This is a genomic window from Streptomyces sp. NPDC049627 (genome assembly GCF_044465645.1).
In the GTDB taxonomy this organism is placed as follows: Bacteria; Actinomycetota; Actinomycetes; order Streptomycetales; family Streptomycetaceae; genus Streptomyces.
In genome coordinates this window covers 455961-475055 of sequence record NZ_JBITLW010000001.1, presented here as the reverse complement: position 1 = coordinate 475055, position 19095 = coordinate 455961, and the positions used below count along the sequence as shown (strand labels likewise).

Annotated in this window: 15 protein-coding genes; 12 read left to right on the top strand and 3 right to left on the bottom strand. The window is 69.9% G+C overall.

Annotation, left to right across the window (positions count from 1 at the left end):
- Positions 1-45: 45 nt before the first annotated feature.
- From ACIBU0_RS02170 to ACIBU0_RS02130, 9 genes are read left to right on the top strand one after another with little or no spacing between them, the layout of a single operon-like run.
- Positions 46-1371: an L-fuconate dehydratase gene (locus ACIBU0_RS02170; RefSeq protein WP_398810294.1), complete on the top strand. Its 1326-nt coding sequence runs from the start codon at positions 46-48 to the stop codon at positions 1369-1371.
- A complete protein-coding gene (locus ACIBU0_RS02165) occupies positions 1364-2272 on the top strand; it encodes an amidohydrolase family protein (RefSeq protein ID WP_398810291.1) in 909 nt (302 codons plus the stop codon). Before ACIBU0_RS02170 ends, ACIBU0_RS02165 begins: the two co-directional genes overlap by 8 nt.
- Positions 2263-2700, top strand: a complete 438-nt coding sequence (locus tag ACIBU0_RS02160; RefSeq protein ID WP_398810288.1) for an RbsD/FucU domain-containing protein — start codon at positions 2263-2265, stop codon at positions 2698-2700. The genes ACIBU0_RS02165 and ACIBU0_RS02160 overlap by 10 nt, the downstream gene beginning before the upstream one ends.
- Entirely contained in the window at positions 2697-3740 is a 1044-nt protein-coding gene (locus tag ACIBU0_RS02155; RefSeq protein WP_398810285.1) for a zinc-binding dehydrogenase, read from the top strand. The genes ACIBU0_RS02160 and ACIBU0_RS02155 overlap by 4 nt, the downstream gene beginning before the upstream one ends.
- Positions 3737-4498 (top strand): SDR family oxidoreductase, encoded by a 762-nt coding sequence (locus ACIBU0_RS02150; protein WP_398810282.1) that lies wholly within the window; start codon positions 3737-3739, stop codon positions 4496-4498. Before ACIBU0_RS02155 ends, ACIBU0_RS02150 begins: the two co-directional genes overlap by 4 nt.
- Positions 4495-5127, top strand: coding sequence for a bifunctional 4-hydroxy-2-oxoglutarate aldolase/2-dehydro-3-deoxy-phosphogluconate aldolase (locus ACIBU0_RS02145; protein ID WP_398810280.1), 633 nt, complete (start codon positions 4495-4497; stop codon positions 5125-5127). The genes ACIBU0_RS02150 and ACIBU0_RS02145 overlap by 4 nt, the downstream gene beginning before the upstream one ends.
- The gene (locus ACIBU0_RS02140) at positions 5124-6161 is read left to right on the top strand and encodes a PfkB family carbohydrate kinase (RefSeq protein WP_398810277.1); all 1038 of its coding nucleotides are present in this window, start codon (positions 5124-5126) and stop codon (positions 6159-6161) included. Before ACIBU0_RS02145 ends, ACIBU0_RS02140 begins: the two co-directional genes overlap by 4 nt.
- Positions 6162-6197: 36 nt before the next feature.
- Entirely contained in the window at positions 6198-7211 is a 1014-nt protein-coding gene (locus ACIBU0_RS02135; RefSeq protein WP_398810274.1) for an aldo/keto reductase, read from the top strand.
- Positions 7202-7924 (top strand): FadR/GntR family transcriptional regulator, encoded by a 723-nt coding sequence (locus tag ACIBU0_RS02130; RefSeq protein ID WP_398810271.1) that lies wholly within the window; start codon positions 7202-7204, stop codon positions 7922-7924. The genes ACIBU0_RS02135 and ACIBU0_RS02130 overlap by 10 nt, the downstream gene beginning before the upstream one ends.
- An 18-nt stretch (positions 7925-7942) precedes the next feature.
- Here the strand turns inward: ACIBU0_RS02130 and ACIBU0_RS02125 are convergent, their stop codons facing one another.
- The gene (locus tag ACIBU0_RS02125) at positions 7943-9367 is read right to left on the bottom strand and encodes a family 43 glycosylhydrolase (RefSeq protein ID WP_398811727.1); all 1425 of its coding nucleotides are present in this window, start codon (positions 9365-9367) and stop codon (positions 7943-7945) included.
- Positions 9368-9731: 364 nt separating this feature from the next.
- On the opposite strand from ACIBU0_RS02125, the gene ACIBU0_RS02120 reads away from it, so the two are divergent.
- Positions 9732-11162, top strand: coding sequence for a glycoside hydrolase family 43 protein (locus ACIBU0_RS02120; protein WP_398810268.1), 1431 nt, complete (start codon positions 9732-9734; stop codon positions 11160-11162).
- A 108-nt stretch (positions 11163-11270) separates the two neighbouring features.
- Here the strand turns inward: ACIBU0_RS02120 and ACIBU0_RS02115 are convergent, their stop codons facing one another.
- Both ACIBU0_RS02115 and ACIBU0_RS02110 read right to left on the bottom strand, forming a co-directional pair.
- Complete coding sequence (locus ACIBU0_RS02115; RefSeq protein WP_398810265.1) at positions 11271-12839, bottom strand: alpha-L-arabinofuranosidase B; 1569 nt, start codon at positions 12837-12839, stop codon at positions 11271-11273.
- Between the two features lie 57 nt (positions 12840-12896).
- Positions 12897-14324 carry a glycoside hydrolase family 43 protein gene (locus tag ACIBU0_RS02110; RefSeq protein ID WP_398810263.1) on the bottom strand — a complete coding sequence of 476 codons (1428 nt, stop codon included), beginning with the start codon at positions 14322-14324 and terminating at the stop codon, positions 12897-12899.
- Positions 14325-14748: 424 nt separating this feature from the next.
- On the opposite strand from ACIBU0_RS02110, the gene ACIBU0_RS02105 reads away from it, so the two are divergent.
- Together ACIBU0_RS02105 and ACIBU0_RS02100 are read left to right on the top strand one after the other, a co-directional pair.
- Positions 14749-17016, top strand: a complete 2268-nt coding sequence (locus ACIBU0_RS02105) for a glycoside hydrolase family 97 catalytic domain-containing protein (protein WP_398810260.1) — start codon at positions 14749-14751, stop codon at positions 17014-17016.
- A gap of 52 nt (positions 17017-17068) precedes the next feature.
- A complete protein-coding gene (locus tag ACIBU0_RS02100) occupies positions 17069-19024 on the top strand; it encodes an RICIN domain-containing protein (RefSeq protein WP_398810257.1) in 1956 nt (651 codons plus the stop codon).
- The last annotated feature ends 71 nt before the right edge of the window (positions 19025-19095 follow it).

The window sequence follows — 19095 nt, the reverse complement described above, 5'->3', positions numbered from 1 at the left end:
GTCGCCAGGGGCCCTACCGCCCCTGCCCTCACAGGAGTTGCCGCCATGTCCTCCACCGTGCCCTCATCCGCCCGCATCACCGCCCTGGACGTCCTGGACGTGCGGTTTCCCACCTCCGAACACCTCGACGGCTCGGACGCCATGAACCCCGAGCCCGACTACTCCGCCGCCTACGTGGTCCTGCGCACCGACGCCGGCGACGGACTGGAGGGCCACGCGCTCGCCTTCACCACCGGACGCGGCAACGACGTACAGGCCGCCGCCATCGCGGCCCTCGCCCCGTACGTGGTGGGCCTCTCGGTCGACGAAGTCTGCGCCGACCTCGGCGCGTTCTCCCGCTCCCTCGTCCACGACCCCCAACTGCGCTGGCTCGGACCCGAGAAGGGCGCCATCCACATGGCCACGGGGGCGGTCGTCAACGCCGCCTGGGACCTGGCGGCCAAGCGTGCGGGCAAGCCCGTATGGCGCTTCCTCGGCGAGATGTCCCCGGAGGACCTGGTCGCACAGGTCGACTTCCGCTGGCTGTCCGACGCCCTCACCCCCGAGGAGGCCCTTCAGATCCTGCGCCGCGCCGAGCCCGGCCGCAACGAGCGCATCTCCCGCCTGCTGGAGAGTGGTTACCCCGCCTACACCACCACCCCCGGCTGGCTGGGCTACTCCGACGAGAAGCTGGCCCGCCTCGCCCGCGAGGCCGTCGCCGACGGCTTCACCCAGATCAAGCTGAAGGTCGGCGCGTCCCTGGAGGACGACGTACGGCGCATGCGCACCGCCCGTGAGACGGTCGGCGACGGCATCCGCATCGCGGTGGACGCCAACCAGAGATGGGACGTCCAGGACGCGATCGACTGGATGCGCGCCCTCGCCCCGTACCAGCCGTACTGGATCGAGGAGCCCACCTCACCCGACGACATCCTCGGCCACGCCGCCGTGCGCAAGGCCGTCGGCCCCATCAAGGTGGCCACCGGCGAGCACGTCGCCAACCGGGTCGTCTTCAAGCAGCTGCTGCAGGCGGGCGCGGTGGACATCGTGCAGATCGACTCCGCCCGGGTCGGCGGCGTGGGCGAGAACATCGCGATCCTGCTGCTCGCCGCGAAGTTCGGCGTGCCGGTCTGCCCGCACGCGGGCGGCGTCGGCCTGTGCGAGATGGTGCAGCACCTGTCGATGTTCGACTACATCGCCGTCTCCGGCACGACCGAGGACCGCGTCATCGAATACGTCGACCACCTGCACGAGCACTTCGTCGACCCGGTGCGCATCACCGACGGCCACTACCAGGCGCCGGCGCTGCCCGGACTGAGCGCGCAGATGCACACCGAGTCCCTCAAGGAGTACGCCTACCCCGACGGCCCCGTCTGGACCGCTCGTGTCTGACGCCCAGGCCCTCGTCGACGCCCACCACCACGTGTGGGACCTGGACGTCCGGCCGCAGCCCTGGCTGGACGACCCGGGCCACGAGCCGATCCGCCGCAGCTTCGGCACGCACGCCCTGCGATCGGCGGCGACCCGGCCGATCGCAGGACGGCGGCTGACCAGCACGGTGGTCGTCCAGTGCATCGCCTCCGTGCCCGAGACCCGGGACCTCCTGGCCCTGGCGGACGGCGACCCGCTGATCGGCGCCGTCGTCGGCTGGGCGGATCTGACGTCCCCCGCGATCGGCGACGTACTCGACGACCTGCGGACCGGGACGGGAGGCCGGTACCTGCGGGCCGTACGGCATGTCGTGCAGGGCGAGCCCGATCCGCAGTGGCTTCAACAGCCGGACGTCGAGCGGGGGTTGCGAGCGGTGGGGGAGCGCGGACTCGGATACGACGTACTGGTCCGCAGCCACCAGCTCCCACAGGCGATCCGCCTCGCGGAACGGCTGCCGGAGCTGCCCCTCGTCCTGGACCACGCCGGCAAACCCCCCATCGCGCGGCGCGAACTGACCGACTGGGCACAGCAGCTGCGGACGCTGGCCCGGCATCCCCAGGTCCACTGCAAGGTGTCGGGTCTGGTCACCGAGGCCGACCACGAGAAGTGGACCGTCGACGACATCCGCCCGGTGTGGGACGTCCTGCTGGCCGCCTTCGGTCCCGACCGCCTGATGTTCGGCTCCGACTGGCCCGTCTGCGTCCTCGCCGGCGGCTGGAACCGCTGGGCCGCCACCGTCGAGGAACTCCTGGACGGCGGCTCCGCGACCGAGATCCACGCGCTGCTCGCCGGCACCGCGACCGCCTTCTACCACCTGACCCCTGCTCCCACTCCGACGAAGGAAGGGACGCCGTGCTCCTGACCGAACTGCTCCATCCCGGCATCCTCGAATCCCTGGCCGGAGCCGGCCACGGCGCCCGCGTACTGCTGGCCGACGGCCACTATCCGGCGAGCACCGCCACCGGCGAGCGCGCCAGAACCGTCCACCTCAACCTGGCGCCCGGCCTGCTGGACGTCACCACCGTGCTCGACGTCCTGCTGCGTGCCCTGCCCGTCGAGGCGGCCCACGTCATGGTGCCGCCCGAGGGCGAACCGGAGCCGCCCGCCATCGCCGAGTACCGCTCGATGCTGGCGCCCACCCCGGTCGACACGCTGGGCCGCTTCGAGTTCTACGACGCCGCCCGCTCGCCGGACCTGGCCCTGGCGATCGTCACCGCCGACACCCGTACGTACGCCAACCTGCTGCTGACCATCGGCGTCCGCGCTGAAGGGACCCTGACGACACGATGACACTCGCCGTCCGTTACACCTCCGCCCGCACCCTGGACACAGCCCCCGCACTCAGCGCGCCACCCGGTCCCGGCGAGGTGGAGCTGGCCCCCGCCTATGTCGGCATCTGCGGCACCGACCTGCACATCTTCCACGGAGACATGGACGCCCGGGTGTCCGCGCCCGCCGTCCTGGGGCATGAGATGTCCGGCCGCGTCGTACGCGTCGGCCCGGGCGTCGAGGGCTGGCAGCCGGGCGACGCGGTCACCGTGATGCCGCTGCGCTGGGACGACACCTGCCCGGCCTGCCGCGCCGGCCACCAGCACATCTGCCAGCACCTGGACTTCATCGGCATCGACTCCCCGGGCGCGATGCAGCAGCGCTGGGTCGTGCCCGCCCCGACGCTCATCCGGCTCCCCGACTCCCTTCCCCTCGACCGTGCCGCGCTCGTCGAGCCGACGGCGGTCGCCGTGCACGACGTGGGCCGGGCCCAGGTCGCCGAGGGCGAGAAGGTGGTCGTGGTCGGCGGCGGCCCCGTCGGCATCCTCATCGCGCTGGTCGCGCGAGCCGCGGGCGCCGAGGTCCGGGTGGCCGAGCTGAGCGCCCACCGTCGGCTGCTCGCCGAGGAGTTGGGACTCACGGCGTGGAACCCGGCCGACGTCGACGTGCCGGAGCTGGTGCGGCAGTGGACCGCGGACGCGGGCGCGGACGTCGCCTTCGAGGTGTCCGGCGCCGCGGGCGGCGTGAACACGGCGGTCGACGTGCTGGGTGTGCGCGGCCGTCTGTGCCTCGTCGCCATCCACCCCCGCCCCCGCGAGGTCAACCTGCACCGCTTCTTCTGGCGCGAACTCACCCTCGTCGGCGCCCGGTTGTACGACCGCTCCGACTTCGAGAAGGCGGTGACCCTGGTCGCCGACGGCACCATCCCGGCCGAGCGGCTCATCAGCAAGGTCGTACCGCTGACGCAGGCACCCGCCGCCTTCGAGGCCCTGGAGGGCGGCGGCGACGTGATGAAGATCCTCGTGGACTGCACCGACGACGCCGAGGGAGCCGCCGTATGAACGCCTTCGACCTCACGGGAAAGCTCGCCGTCGTCACCGGAGCCCGGCGCGGCATCGGACGGGCCATGGCCCGCGCGCTCGCCGAGGCCGGCGCGGACGTCATCGGCGTCAGCGCCTCGCTGGAGGAGTCCGGCAGCGCGGTGGAGAAGGACGTCCTCGCGGCGGGCCGCACCTTCGAGGCGATCCGGACCGACTTCGCCGATCCCGAGGCCGTACGGGCCCTGGGCGCGGACCTCGCCGGACGCGAGCGGCCGGTGGACATCCTGGTCAACAACGCGGGCACGATCCGCCGCAGTCCGGCCGCCGAACACGCCGACACGGATTGGGAGTTGGTCCTCCAGGTCAACCTCAACGCGCAGTTCGCGCTGACCCGGGCCGTAGGCGCGTCGATGGTGGCCCGCGGCCAGGGCAAGGTCATCTTCACGGCGTCGCTGCTCAGTTTCCAGGGCGGCATCACCGTCCCCGGCTACACCGCCGCCAAGCACGGCATCGCCGGGCTCACGAAGGCGCTGGCCAACGAATGGGCGCCGCGCGGCGTCAACGTCAACGCCCTCGCACCCGGCTACATCGCCACCGACAACACCCAGGCACTGCGGGACGACCCGGTGCGCAGCAAGGCGATCCTGGACCGCATACCGGCCGGCCGCTGGGGCGACGCCGACGACCTGGCGGGCGCCACGGTCTTCCTCGCCTCCGACGCCGCCGCCTACGTCCACGGGGTCGTCCTGCCCGTCGACGGCGGATGGCTCGGCCGATGACGAGGACCGACCTGGCCTCCGTGCTGGACGGCGCCCGCGTGCTGCCGGTGCTGACCGTGCGGCACGTCTCGACCGCCGGCCCGCTGGCGGACGCGCTCGCGGCGGGCGGCGCCCGGTGCGCCGAGGTCACCTACCGCACCCCGGATGCCGAGCCGGTGCTCAAGGAGATGGCCGCCCACGGTGGCCTGGTCGTCGGCGCCGGCACGGTCGTCACGCCCCGGCAGGCGGAGCGGGCCGTGGCGGCCGGGGCCCGCTTCGTGGTCTCGCCCGGCTTCGACGAGGAGGTCGTCGCGAAGTGCCGCGAGCTGGGAGTGCCCGTGGTGCCCGGCATCGCCACCGCCACCGAGTTGATGCGCGCCCTGAAGGCGGACCTCGACACCGTCAAGCTCTTCCCCGCCGAACCGCTCGGCGGCCTGCGGACGCTGCGCGCGCTCGCGGCGCCCTTCCCCCGGACGCGCTTCGTACCGACCGGCGGGATCGACGCCTCCGGCTTGGCCGCCTACCTCGCCGACCCGGCGGTCCTCGCCGTCGGCGGCAGCTGGATGGCCACCGCGGCCCACCTGGAGCGGGGCGACTACGAGGAGATCCGCCGACTGACCGCCGAGGCGGTGGAGAGGAGCGTGACGTGATCGACGTGGTGGCCCTCGGCGAGGTGATGCTGCGCTTCGACCCGGGGGAGGGACGCATCCGCACCGCCCGGACCTTCCAGGTGTGGGAAGGCGGCGGCGAGTACAACGTCGTACGCGGCCTGCGCCGCTGCTTCGGCCTGCGCACAGCCGTCGTGACCGCGCTCGCCGACAACGCGGTGGGCCGGCTCGTCGAGGACCTGATCCTCCAGGGCGGCGTCGACACCTCGCTGATCCGCTGGGTGCACGACGACGGCATCGGCCGCACCGCCCGCAACGGCCTCAACTTCGTCGAACGCGGCTACGGCATCCGCGGCGCGCTCGGCGTCAGCGACCGCGCGCACACCGCCGTCTCCCAGCTGCGCAAAGGGGACGTCGACTGGGACGTGGTGTTCTCGGCCGGGGTGCGCTGGTTCCACACGGGCGGCATCTTCGCCGGCCTGTCCGACACCACGGTGGACGCCGCGGACGAGGCCATGGCCGCGGCCCGCCGCCACGGTGTCACCGTCTCCTACGACCCCAACTACCGTCCGAGCCTGTGGGCCGGGCGGGGCGGCGCCGAGGCGGCCCGCGAGGTCGACCTACGGCTCGCCCGGCACGCCGACGTCGTGGTGGGCGCCCTGGGCCTGGCCGGGACGTACCCGGGGCAGACGCGCATCGGGGACGACGAGGTGGCGGACGCGCTCGCCGAGGTGGCCGGCCTGCTGCCCGAGGTGAAGGTACTGGCGACGACCCTGCGCGACGTGCCGTCGGCCGGCGTCAACGACTGGTCCTCGGCCGCCTGGTCCAGCGAAACCGGCTTCGTCACCGGCCCGCGGATGCCCGGCCTTCAGGTCCTGGACCGCATCGGCTCCGGCGACGGATTCGCCGCCGGACTGATCCACGGACTGCTGGACGGCGCCGGCCTCGAGCGCGCCCTGGCCTACGGCACCGCCCACGGCGCGCTCACCATGACCACGCCCGGAGACGTCTCCATGGCCTCGCTCGCCGAGGTCGAGGCGCTCATCGCGGGCGGCTCGGCCCACGTCAGACGCTGACCGGCGCCCCCGTCGCCCGTATCCCAGGAGCACGTCTTGCACCAGCGGAAGATCCAGAACACGTCCGTCTCCCTCACCGAGCTGGGCTTCGGGGCGTCCGTGATCGGCAACCTGTACCGCGTCACCCCGGTCGATGAGGCGACAGCCGCCGTCGATGCGGCCTGGGAAGCCGGCCTGCGGTACTTCGACACCGCACCGCACTACGGCCTCGGCCTGTCCGAACGCCGTCTGGGCGCCGCCCTGCGAGGCCGCCCGCGTGACGAGTACGTCATCTCCTCCAAGGTGGGCAGGCTGCTCGTACCCAACGAGGAGCCGCGCGGCGTCGACACCGAGGGCTTCGTCGTACGGGACGACCTGCGCCGGCAGTGGGACTTCAGCCGGGACGGCGTGCTCCGCTCCATCGAGGACACGCTGGAGCGCACCGGCCTGGACCGCCTCGACATCGTCTACCTGCACGATCCGGACGACCACTGGCGGCAGGCCGCCGAGCAGGCCATGCCCACCCTCGCCGAGCTGCGCGACCAGGGCGTGATCGGCGCGATCGGCGCCGGTATGAACCAGTCGGCGATGCTCGCCCGCTTCCTGCGCGAGACGCCCGCCGACGTGGTGATGCTCGCCGGGCGCTACACACTCCTGGACCAGTCGGCGCTGGACGACGTGCTGCCCGCCGCACGGGAACTGGGCAAGGGCGTGGTGGCGGTGGGGGTCTTCAACTCGGGACTGCTCTCCCGGGACCGGCCCGCAGAGGGCATGAAGTACGACTACCGTGACGCCCCGTCGGCCCTGGTCGAGCGCGCCCGGGCGATCGCCGGGGTCTGCGAGGCGCACGGGACCACCCTGCCCGCCGCCGCGATCGCCTTCCCGTACACGCATCCCAGTATCATCAACGTCACCCTCGGCATGCGAAATCTCGAACAGGTCGTACGAAACGTGGAGCTCCATGGTCAGCACGTCCCCGACGGCCTCTGGGACGATCTTCGCGCTCAGGGGCTGATCAGGTCGGACGTGCTCACGGGGCACGGTGGGGGGAGGGATGCGCGGTGTCACTGACGGACAAGGCCATCGAACAGATCCGTGAGCTGATCCGGACCGGTGCGCTGCCGCCGGGCTCGAAGCTCCCGCCGGAGCCGGACCTGGCCGCCCAGCTGGGACTGTCCCGCAACCTCGCCCGCGAAGCGGTCAAGGCGCTGGCCGTCGCCCGCGTCCTGGAGGTGAGGCGGGGCGACGGCACGTACGTGACCAGCCTCCAGCCGAGCCTGCTCCTGGAGGGGCTCGGCGGCGCGGTGGAGCTGCTGCAGGGCGACTCGGTCGCCCTGCAGGACCTCATGGAGGTACGCCGGCTCCTCGAACCGATGGCCACGGCCCTCGCCGCCACCCGGATCTCCGACGCCCAACTGGCCGAAGTGAAGCGGCACTTGGACGCCATGCGCGAGGCCCGCGACGACGTCGAACAGCTCAACGCCCACGACGCCGCCTTCCACCGCGCCGTCGTCTCGGCCACGGGCAACGAAACCCTCCTCACCCTCCTGGAAGGGATCTCCGGCCGCACCCTGCGCGCCCGTATCTGGCGCGGTCTGGTCGACGACAAGGCCGCGGGCCGCACCCTCGCCGAACACGAGGCGATCTTCAACGCGCTGTCCACCCGTGACGCCGCCCTCAGCCAGGCCGCCGCACTGCTGCACGTGAGCAACACCGAGCAGTGGCTGAGGGAACACCTGCGCTCGGCCGAGCCCCTCGCCGTCCGGACGACAGAGCGGAAGTGACAGGCGAGGGCCGCCGGCTCACTGGGTGTAGAAGGTGGCGTCCGCCCGGTCGGTCGTCGTACTGAGGGCCTGGACGTACAGCAGGTAGTTGTAGTGGCGGATGTAGCGGCCCGGGAGGTTGTACGACTCGTACGAGACCCCGGCGGAGTCCGCGAGGCCGGCCCGGGCCGTGTAGGAGGCGTCACCGGCGAACAGCGCCGTCCCGTCGTTCTTCTCCACCCACACCTCGTTGTTCTTGTGGCGCAGGAAGTAGCCGGGGAAGTTGGCCGACTCCAGGGAGACGGTGCCGGTGCCGGCCAGACCGGCGACGACGCGGAACTGCGAGTCGGCCAGCGGGGAGACGTTCGGCTCGATCTTGGCGCGGTACTCCCAGTGCCGGATGAACCGGTCGGGGAAGTTGTACGAGGAGAGCCGTATCGGGGTCAGACCGTCGGCGACCGGGATGCCGAAGTCGGGGGTGCCGTCGGCCTTCCAGTAGATCTTCTGGACACGGGTGCGGCGGTTGGGGTCGTTGAGCGGGGAACCGCTGATGTCCTTGTAGCTGCGGTCGTGGTAGACGAGGATGTCCGACTTGCCGTCCTCGGAGACCGTGAACTGGTTGTGCCCGGGGCCGTACTGGCTGGTGGCGGCGAAGCTGGCGAAGACCGGTCCGGCGCTCTTGGCCCACGACGAGGCGCTGAGCAGGTCGGCCGAGGCGGACGCGGTCAGCATGCCCATGCAGTAGTTGGCGTCGGTGGCGCTGGCCGAGAAGGTCAGGAAGACCTTGCCGTTCCGCTGGATCACGGCCGGGCCCTCGTTGACCGTCTCCCCTCCGGCGGTCTCCCATGAGGCGGTCGGCCGGCTGATCATGACCGGGGAGCCGGTGATGGTCCACGGACTGGACATCCGCGCTATGTAGATGTTGGTGCCGCGGCCGACGGCCGGGTCGTTCTGCGCCCAGGCGAGGTAGCGGGTGCCGTTGACGGCGAAGGTCGTCGCGTCCAGGGAGAAGGTGTCCAGCGGCAGGGCGATACGGCCCTTCTCCGTCCAGGTGCCCGTGATCGGGTTCGCGGCCGTGCACTCCAGGACGTAGGGCCGGATCCTCCAGATGTCGTTGGCGGCCCCGGCGGCGAAGTAGATGTACCACTTGCCGTCGATGAAGTGGATCTCCGGAGCCCAGATGTGGGCGCCCATCTCACCGGTGGAGTGCTTCGTCCAGATGGTCGTCTCGGCGGCCGACGTGAGCCCCTGGATCGTGGTGGCCCGGCGCAGCACGATCCGGTCGTACGCCGGAACCGTGGCGGTGAAGTAGTAGAAGCCGTCGGTGTGCTTGAAGATGTGCGGGTCGGCCCGCTGCTCGGCGATGGTGTTCGTGTACGTCACACCGGGGGAGGCGGGCACGGCGGCGTGGGCGGTACCGGCCGAGACGCCGGTGACGGTGGCGGCGGCCGAGCCGGCGATCATGCCGAGGACCGTTCGACGGGTGAGCGCAGGTCTCACGGAGTGCTCCCTCTGGTGGTGCCGATATATCGAACATCGTTCGTAAGCTCGGCCAGAAGATAGGGTCTGCACCTGCACCCGTCAACACTTGTCACACAAGTATCCGGAGCATGTCCGATACGTTGACGCTTCCTGTTTCCCCCCCTTAGTCTCTGCCCGATCATGCGAACGCGGTTCGATATCTCGCACAACTCGGTCGGCTGGACAGCGCGTTGACCACGGAGGCGTCCCCCGGACTCGCTTCAGCCGAACCGTCAAGGGGCCCGGTTCCAGTCGGCCCCTTTCCTTTTCACCCGTGGTGGCATCCGCAGAACGACAGGAGAGGTACATGCGCACGCTTGTCTCCCGGCTGGCGGCGATACTGGTCGCCGCCTGCCTGCTCCTCACAGGCCAAGTCCTGACCGCACCGGACCGGGCCGCCGCCGCCGACCCCGGCTACCTGATGGTGCACTTCACCGGTGAGGGGGCGACCAACCAGCAGATGTACCTCTCGCACAGCACCGACGGTCTGCACTGGAACGACCTCAACGGCGGAGGCATGGTCCTTCGCTCCACGGTCGGCACGAAGGGGGTGCGTGACCCCGCACTGGTGAGATCCCCCGACGGCAGCAAGTACTGGATCATCGCGACCGACCTGTGCATCAGCTGCGGGCAGACGTGGAGTCAGTCCATCAACGACGGCAGCCGCAATCTGGTGGTGTGGGAGTCGACGGACCTGATCAACTGGTCCGAGCCGTGGCTGCTCAACGTCGCCGGCGCGATCCCCGACGGACGCAACGCCTGGGCGCCCGAGGCGATCTGGAACCCGGCCACCAACGACTACGTCCTGTACTGGGCGACGAACGTGCCCCTCGACGGCAAGACGAAGCACCGCATCTTCTACGCCCGCACCAGCGACTTCCGTACCATCACCACTCCGCAGATCTACATCGACCGCCCGGGGACGCAGGAGATCATCGACACCCAGATCATCGAGGTGCCGGCCGGCGTCGGCACCTACCGCTACGTGCGGGCCTCCGGCGACGGCCAGATCACCCTCGAAGGCAGCAACTCGATCCTCGGCACCTGGACCAGGCTCGGTGACCTCTCCGGCATCGGCCTGACGGGCTCGCAGGTCGAGGGCCCGATGTGGATGAAGTTCAACGGCACCAACAAGTGGGCCCTCTACCTCGACCAGTACGCCACGAGCGGCGGCTACATGCCGGTCGTGACGACCGACCCGTCCAACCCCGCCGCGTACCAGAAACTGGCGTCGACCAGCTACAACATGGGCGGCACCAAGAAGCGCCACGGCTGGATCATGAACCTGACGGCCGCCGAGGAGAGCCGTGTGCTCGCCCGCTGGCCCAACACCCCGGCCCAGCGGCTGCAGTCCTTCAACTTCCAGGACCGCTACGTGCGCCACACCAACTTCGACGTACGCATCGACCAGAACATCACCGACGACGACGCCAAGTTCCGGCTGCGGCCCGGCCTGGCCGGCACCGGCACCGTCTCCTTCGAGTCGGTCAACTACCCCGGCTACTTCCTGCGCCACGCCAACTACGACTTCCAGCTCGCCTACAACGACGGCAGCAGCCAGTTCGCCGCCGACGCCACCTTCCGCCAGGTCGCCGGCCTCGCCGACTCCACCTGGTCCTCGTTCCAGTCCTACAACCACCCGGACCACTACATCCGCCACTACGCCTACCAACTCCGCCTCGACCCCATCACCACCGCGACGGGACGCAGCGACGCCACCTTCCGCGTGACGAACTGACCCGCACCGAAAGGGATGCCGGCGCCTCCGGGAGAGCGCCGGCATCCCCATACTCCGTCCCGAACCGGTGAGCGGCCGGCCCTCAGGCGCCCACGGGTTCGGTCCTCGTCAGCTCCACGGAGATGCGGTGAGCCAACTGGTGTCCTGGGCCCACGACCTCGTGGCGTCCCAGGCGTTGGTACCGCCGTTGCTCGCGATGTAGCCGGTGAAGTTGTAGTGGCGGATGTACTTCGTCGGGAAGTTCACGGACTGGAAGGAGGTGCCGACCCCGCTGTTGCCCGCGGTGGGGCAGAAGGTGGCGTCCTTCGCGAACGAACTGCCGCCGGTGTCGAAGTTCAGATGGAGCTGGTAGTTGGCGTGGCGCAGGAACTGGCCGGGATGGTTGGCGGATTCGAAGGTCAGGCAGGACGTGTTGGCCAGGCCGGCGCGGACGATCCAGGTGGCGTCGGCCTTGTCGGTGGCCGGGCTGGAGGAGTTGATGCTGGAGATGACGACCTTGGTGTCCGCGTCGTTGTGGCGCAGATAGTGCGAGGTGCAGCAGGGCGAGGTGGTGGCCCGCAGCGAGATCCGGGAGCCGGGTGTCAGTGAACCGGTGCTGGTCGAGCCGCTGTTGTAGCCGGCGGCGGTGATGTTGGCCTGTACGGCGTTCTCGGTGGCGTCCGAGGGGTAGCCCTGGGTCATGACGCCTTCGTAGAAGGTGCCCTGGCCGGTGTTGCTGTTGTCGCCGCCGATGCCGAGGATGATCGCGCCTTGCTTCTTCATCGGGTTGTAGCCGTCGGCGTTGGGACGTACGCCGTTGTAGAAGGTGGACAGGCCGCCCGACTGGGCGTTGCCGCCGCGGATGGCCCACTTGTTCGGGCCGCCCTTGAGCATGGCGGTCAGGAACCGGTGGTTGACGGTCGGGTCGCCCGCGTTGAATCCGCGGTTGACCCCGGAGAACAGACCGTTCTCCAGGTCGGCCATGACCCAGGGGCCGGGACCGCTGCCCCAGCCCCAGCCCTTGCTGTTGCCGAAGTAGAGGGCCTCCATGGTGCCGTTGCCGTCGTCGTTGCCGGTCGTCTCGGCGTTGCCGTAGTCGAAGCAGCAGCCGCCGTTGAAGTGGGTGCCGTCGAAGATCGCGTACATGCCCTCGGGCTGGTCGCCCGTCGCGATGCCGTTGGTGTTGTTGTTCCGGTAGCCGGTGCCCGGGGCGACGTAGACGCCGTACGCCTTGTGCCCGCCGACGGTGACCGGTGCCTCGAAGGCGTTGGCCAGGTTGTCGTTCCCACCCTCGGCCGGCCCTGGCCAGTGGCCCCTGAGCGCCTGGGTGAGCTTGTTGCCCTTGCCGGACTGGTCGTAGATGACGGTGATGACGCAGCTGGTGCCCGCGCAGAAGGAGTCCTGCGCGGCGGCGTCGGCGTATCCGCCGGCGCTCAGCAGCCCGATGTCCTTGGTCGTGTTGTCGGAGGCGCGCTTGACCTGGTACAGCGGGCCGTTGTACGCCCCGTACAGGGCGCGAGTGGTGCTGTGCGCGGCGACGCAGGGGGTGCCGCCCGCGGCGTAGATGTCGCACGGCCCCTGGGTGGCGGCCTGCGAGGTGGTGGCCGTGGCGGTGAGCAGTCCGGCGGCGAGCGCGGCGGTGGCACCGACCGCCAGCAGCGCGCGTCTGACGCTGCGTATCCATGGTGGCTTGATCATGACAACTCCTTCGCGGGATGGGTGTGACGTGCGTGTCGACGAGCCCCAGGTGTCGGGTCAGTTCGTCACGCGGAAGGTGGCGTCGCTGCGTCCTGTCGCGGTGGTGATCGGGTCGAGGCGGAGTTGGTAGGCGTAGTGGCGGATGTAGTGGTCGGGGTGGTTGTAGGACTGGAACGAGGACCAGGTGGAGTCGGCGAGTCCGGCGACCTTCCGGAAGGTGGCGTCCGCGGCGAACTGGCTGCTGCCGTCGTTGTGGACGAGTTGGAAGTCGTAGTTGGCGTGGCGCAGGAAGTAGCCGGGCATGTTCACCGACTCGAAGGAGACGGTGCCGGTGCCGGCCAGTCCGGGCCGCAGCCGGAACTGGGCGTCCTCGGCTGGGCTGACGTCGGGATCGATGCGTACGTCGAAGTTGGTGTGGCGCACGTAGCGGTCCTGGAAGTTGAAGGACTGCAGCCGCTGGGCGGGGGTGTTGGGCCAGCGGGCGAGCACGCGGCTCTCCTCGGCGGCCGTGAGGGTCGTGATCGCGCCGTGGCGCTTCGGGGTGCCGCCCATGTCGTAGCTTGCCGCGTCCTGAAGCCGGTAGGTGCCGACGTCGAACGGGTCGGTCGTCAGGACCGGCCGGTATTCGCGCACGCCCTGCGGGTTGTTGTAGTCGATGTAGAGGGCCCACTCGTCGCGGTCCCTGAACTTCATCCAGACCGGGCCTTCGACCACATTGCCGGTGAGGCCGATGCTGGAGAGGTCGCCGAGCTTGGTCCACGTCCCCAGGATCGAGTTGCTGCCCTCGACCGTGTTCTGGTTGTCGCCGGAGACCCGTACGTAGCGGTAGGGGCCGGTGCCGGCGGGCACCTCGGTCATCTGGGTGTCGACGACCGGCGTGCTGCCGGGGGGGTCGATCCAGATCCGCGGGGTGGTGATGGTGCGGAAGTCCTTGGTGCGGGCGTAGTAGATGCGGTACTTGAACACGCCGTTCACGGTGGCGTTCGTCGCCCAGTACAGGACGTAATCGTTGGTCTCGGGGTTCCAGACGGCCTCGGGCGCCCAGGCGTTGCGGCCGCCGGGGATCAGTCCGGCGGCGTTGAGCAGCCACGGCTTGGACCAGGTCACCAGGTCGGTCGACTCCCACACCACGAAGCTGGGGCTGCCGTTGGTGTACGTGGAGCCGCAGCGGATGCACAGGTCGGTCGCGATGATCCAGTACTTGGTGCCGTCGGGGGAGCGCACCAGTGCGGGGTCGCGTACGCCCTTCGTGCCGATCTTGGAGTTGAGGACCGGCGCTCCGCCGTTGAGGTCGTTCCAGCGCAGTCCGTCCGTGCTGTGCGCGAGGTACAACATCTGGCCGGTCGCGGAGTCGCCGGTGAAGTGCACCATCAGGTAGCCGGGGTCGGCGGCGGCCGCCCGCTCGGGTGTGGTCAGGGCGTGGCCTGTGAAGAGGAGGCTGACGGCGAGCAATATCACCGTCAGCCGGGCGCGAAGCGCGGACATGTGGATCTCCCGTCGTTGTGCGGGTGCCACCGTCGGGCCAGGGGGAAAGCGAGGTGGCGGGCGAAGGGATCCGGGCAACGGCGGGTCCGCCGTGTGCGGCTGAGCCACGGCTGTCGCCCGGGTGGGGCCCCGCGTCGGGCCGGGAAGCGCCGTACCCGACTCGTTGCAGCACAAGCTGTGCGATATATCGAACAATGTTCGTAGGGTCGGCTGACAGTAAGTGGGGGAAGCGGGCGGCGTCAATACATCCGGCACGCCAGACATCCCATAAAAGGTCGGACCGTAAGTCCTAACTGCCCGGTAACTCCGATCAATTGCGGACTGGTCCCTTGACAGTGATGGGATGTAACGGCAATCTCCCTGCGACTCCCGGCGCGAGTGATCCGCGGCGGACCCCCCCTGTAACCACCCGGAAGGCCACCGCATGAAACTCCTCCACCGAAGCGGGATTCGAGTCGCCGGTGCGGCCGCCGCCGTCCTCGCCGGCCTGGGCTCGGTCACTGCGGTGCCCGCGTCCGCCGCCACGCCGGGAAGCTGGACCTTGGTCCAGCCCGGTGTCGCGCAGACCGGCTGCGACGGCGTGCGCGCCACCGTGGCCCTGGACGCGAACGGCGCCCTCTCGCTCGGCGCGACCTGGAACTGCCGCCAAGCCCTGATACCCGCTCCGATCGGGCTGGTGACCAGCCAGGCCGACTTCACCACCGGACTGGAGTTCGTCAGACGCACGGACACGCCCATCTCCTACAACTACGAGGTCATGGCGGGGAAGTCCCGCGTCCGGACGCGGTCCGCGACCGAGACGAGGCTGGTGTTCGCGAAGGGCTCCGCGCAGATGACCGTGCATGTCCGCACGTCCGCGGACGGTATGGCGCTGCGCTACGAGCTGCCGTCGGGTGCGACGGTGCTGAGAGAGGCGACGTCGTTCGAACTGCCCACGGACGCCCAGCTGTCCCGGCAGGTGTTCAGTCCCGATCACGAGCGGGGTTATGCGACCTCTGCGGTCGCCGACGTCCCGACGGGCTCCTACGACATGGGCATGTTCGCCCAGCAGACCAACGGCGCCCGGGTGTTGCTCGCCGAGTCCGGTGTGGACGGCGACTACTCGGGTGGCCAGTTCACCCACACCCAGGGCACCGGCCGGTTCACCGTCGCCCTGGCCGACTCGCAGGTCGTGCGGTCCGGCGCGTTCACCACGGCGTGGCGCACCGCCGCCATCGGCAGCACGGCGACGGTCGTGGAGTCCACGCTGGTCGACGACGTCGCGCCCGCGTCGAAGATCTCCGACACCTCGTGGATCAAGCCGGGTGTCGCCGCGTGGCCGTGGCTGGACGGCATGTGGGACACCCAGCGCGACCTGACCAAGCTCAAGCAGTGGGCCGACTACGCCTCCTCGCAGGGCTGGCCCTATCTCCTGGTGGACGACGGGTGGAAGGACAACCAGGCGATCATTCCCGAGCTCGTGGCCTATGCCCGGGACCGCGGCGTGCGGATCATGCTCTGGTACCACTGGCAGGACCTGGACACCGCCGCCGAGCGGGACGCCCAGTTCACCAAGATCACCGGGTGGGGTGTCGTCGGCGTCAAGATGGACTTCATGGGTTCGGAGACCCGGGCCCGTCAGCAGTGGTACGACGCGGCCCTGGCCGACACCGCCCGGTACAAGCTGATGGTCGACCTGCACGGCTCGCGCCTGTCCGTCGGTGTCCACCGCACCTGGCCGCACGTGCTGACCAACGAGGCCGTCCGGGGCGAGGAATACCCCGGCGGCCGGGACATCGGGCACGTGGCCGCGCTGCCGTTCACTCGCGGCGTACTGGGCCCGGCCGACTACTCGCCGATGAGCTTCCAACAGCGCAACCCGAACAGCGACGCCGCCGAACTCGCCCTCGGCGTACTCCTGGACAGCGGCATCATGCTGCCCGGCAGCCGCATCTCGGACTACGAGGCCCGGCCCGAGGCACAGCGGTGGCTGCGCATGCTGCCCACCGTGTGGGACGAGACGAAGTACGTCTCCGGCGACCCGCTCGCCGGAGGGGTCATCGCGCGCCGCAACGGCGACCGGTGGTTCGTCGGGGCTTTCCGGCGCGGCGGCGCCACCACCATCAGCTACCCGACCACGTTCCTCGGCTCCGGTACCTGGCACGCGGAGATCATCACCGACGGCTCCAACGGTCTGACCCGTACCAGCAAGGTCATCCAGGCCGGCGACACGCTGAGCATCCCGGCGGTGGCCAACGGCGGCCATGTGGTCAGGCTGACCAAGGTTCCGGCCATCCCGACCGGGAACCGCACGGTCACCGTCGCCGGCAGCAGCCACGTACTCGACGTGAAGGGCGCGAGCCTCGCGAACGACGCCGCGATCATCCGCTGGACCAGCACCGGCGGCACCAACCAGCGCTTCGCGTTCGTGCCCCTGGGCGACGGATACACGCGGATCGTCAACCAGGCGAGTGGCAAGGACGTCGTCATCCGGTGGGCCTCCCGCGACGCGGGCGCGAAGGCCGTCCAGTACACGTACGAAGCCAACGCGAACACCAACGACGAATGGCTGGCGGAAGACGCGGGCAACGGCCGTATCCGGCTGCTCAACCGCCACAGCGGTCTTTACCTCACCGCGGGCAGCGCCCAGGGCGACCAGTTGGAGCAACGCCCCTTCGACGGCGCCGACCACCAGCTGTTCACCGTCTCCTGACGCCGCTGAATTCCTCGACACATCAAATCCACCCGCAACCGGGAGTACGCCCATGTCGTCAGACAGAAGACTGTCCCGTCGCACGTTGCTGGGCGCCGCGGGTGCCGCGGTGGCCGCGACCGCGGTGCCCGTGATCCCCGGGTTGTCCCCTCTGGTCGCGGAGGCGGCCGCCGCGGACCCCCAGACCAACCTGGAAAAGCTGGTGAACATGCGGTTCGGCATGTTCAACCACTTCAGCCTGGGCACGTTCACCAACCAGGAGTGGGCCGCCCCGAACCAGGACCCCGCCCTGTTCGCGCCCACGGCCGTGGACTGTGCCCAGTGGGCGGCCGCCGCCGCGGCGGCGAAGATGAGCTATGGCATCCTGACGACCAAGCACCATGACGGCTTCGCCCTGTGGCCGAGCGCCTACGGCACCCAGAACGTCGCGAACAGCTCCTACAAGCAGGACGTGGTGAAGGCGTATTGTGACGCCTTCCGGGCGAAGGGGCTGAGGGTCGGGTTCTACTACTCGATCTGGGACCGCACCTTCGGCGTCGAGGCGTGGGAGAGCCGGCACAAGGTGTCCGGGCTCGAGATCACCGATGCCATCCAGCCCAGCGACATGACCTTCATCCTCGGTCAGATCACCGAGTTGCTCACCAACTACGGCACCATCGACATGTTCGTCACCGACGGTTACGCGTGGCAGATGGGCCAGCAGGCCGTCTCCTACCAGCGGATCCGTGAGCACGTGAAGTCGCTCCAGCCGGACATCGTCATGATCGACCACGGTGCGCTGTCGGTGCCGTGGCTCGGCGACGCGATCTACTTCGAGGAGCCGCTGGGCGTCTCGTCGCCGGCCGGGAACACCTACGCCGCCACGCAGGGGCAGACGATCAGCAATGGCTGGTTCTGGCATCCGCACACGCCGATCGAGGACCCGATGAGCAAGGACGCCATCCTGGCCCACCTGGCGGACCTGGAACCGAAGTACACCTCGTTCATCCTCAACTGCCCGCCCAACCGCAACGGCAGGCTGGACACCAACATCGTCAACCGGCTCGCCGAAGTCGGGGCGGCCTGGAGCCCCGACACCTCCAGGCCACCACTGCCGACCCAGATACTCCGCGCCGAGCACCCCGTGACGCCCGTCAGCGCCTACGCGACCGGATTCCGCGACCGCGAGGGACCGCTCAACGCCATCGACGGGTTGAGTGACAGGGGCTACGAGACCTGCTGGTCGACGTGGGGACTGCCCTCGCCCCTGCCTCACTCGATCACGATCGATCTGGGCGGGGTGTGGAGCAATGTCTCCACCCTGGAATACCTGCCCAAGCAGTGGGGCCGCACCGACACCACCGACGGGGACATCACCTCGTACACCATCTCCACCAGCACCGACGGCACGAACTTCACCCAGGTCGCCACCGGCACCTGGGCCGCCAACCGCGCCACCAAGGTGGTCGAGTGGCCCGCCCGGAACGTGGGCTTCGTACGGATCCGGGCCAACGCGGCCACCGGCGGATACGCCAACATGGGCGGCGTCAGGATCGGCGGCCGGACGGCCAAGCCGGCCCTGGTCTCCACCACACTGCCCGGCGACGGCACCGTCTACCGGCTGGTCGCCCGGCACAGCGGCAAGGTCGCCGACGTGGAGGGCGGGGGCACCGCGAACAACACCAACGTCCTCCAGTGGCCGTGGCTCAACAAGGCGAACCAGAAGTGGACCTTCACCAACACCGGCGACGGCTACTACAAGATCAAGGGTGTGAACAGCGGCAAGCTCATGGAGGTCGCGGGTCTCTCCCGCGCCGACGGCGGCAACGTCGGCATCTGGTCGGACGCGAGCGCCCCCCAGCAGCACTGGGCCGTCACGCCCACCGGTGACGGCTACTACTTCCTCATCAACCGCTACAGCGGGCTCTGCCTCGCCGTCGACGAGGGCAGCACCGCCGACGGAGCCAACATCGAGCAGCAGCCGTACGCGTCACTGACGCGGCAGCAGTGGCAGATCATCGCCGTCTGACGATCCCGACGACGGTCGACGCCTGCACCGACGCCGGCGCAGAAGGGGCAGTCCCCGCAGCTTGGTTTGCT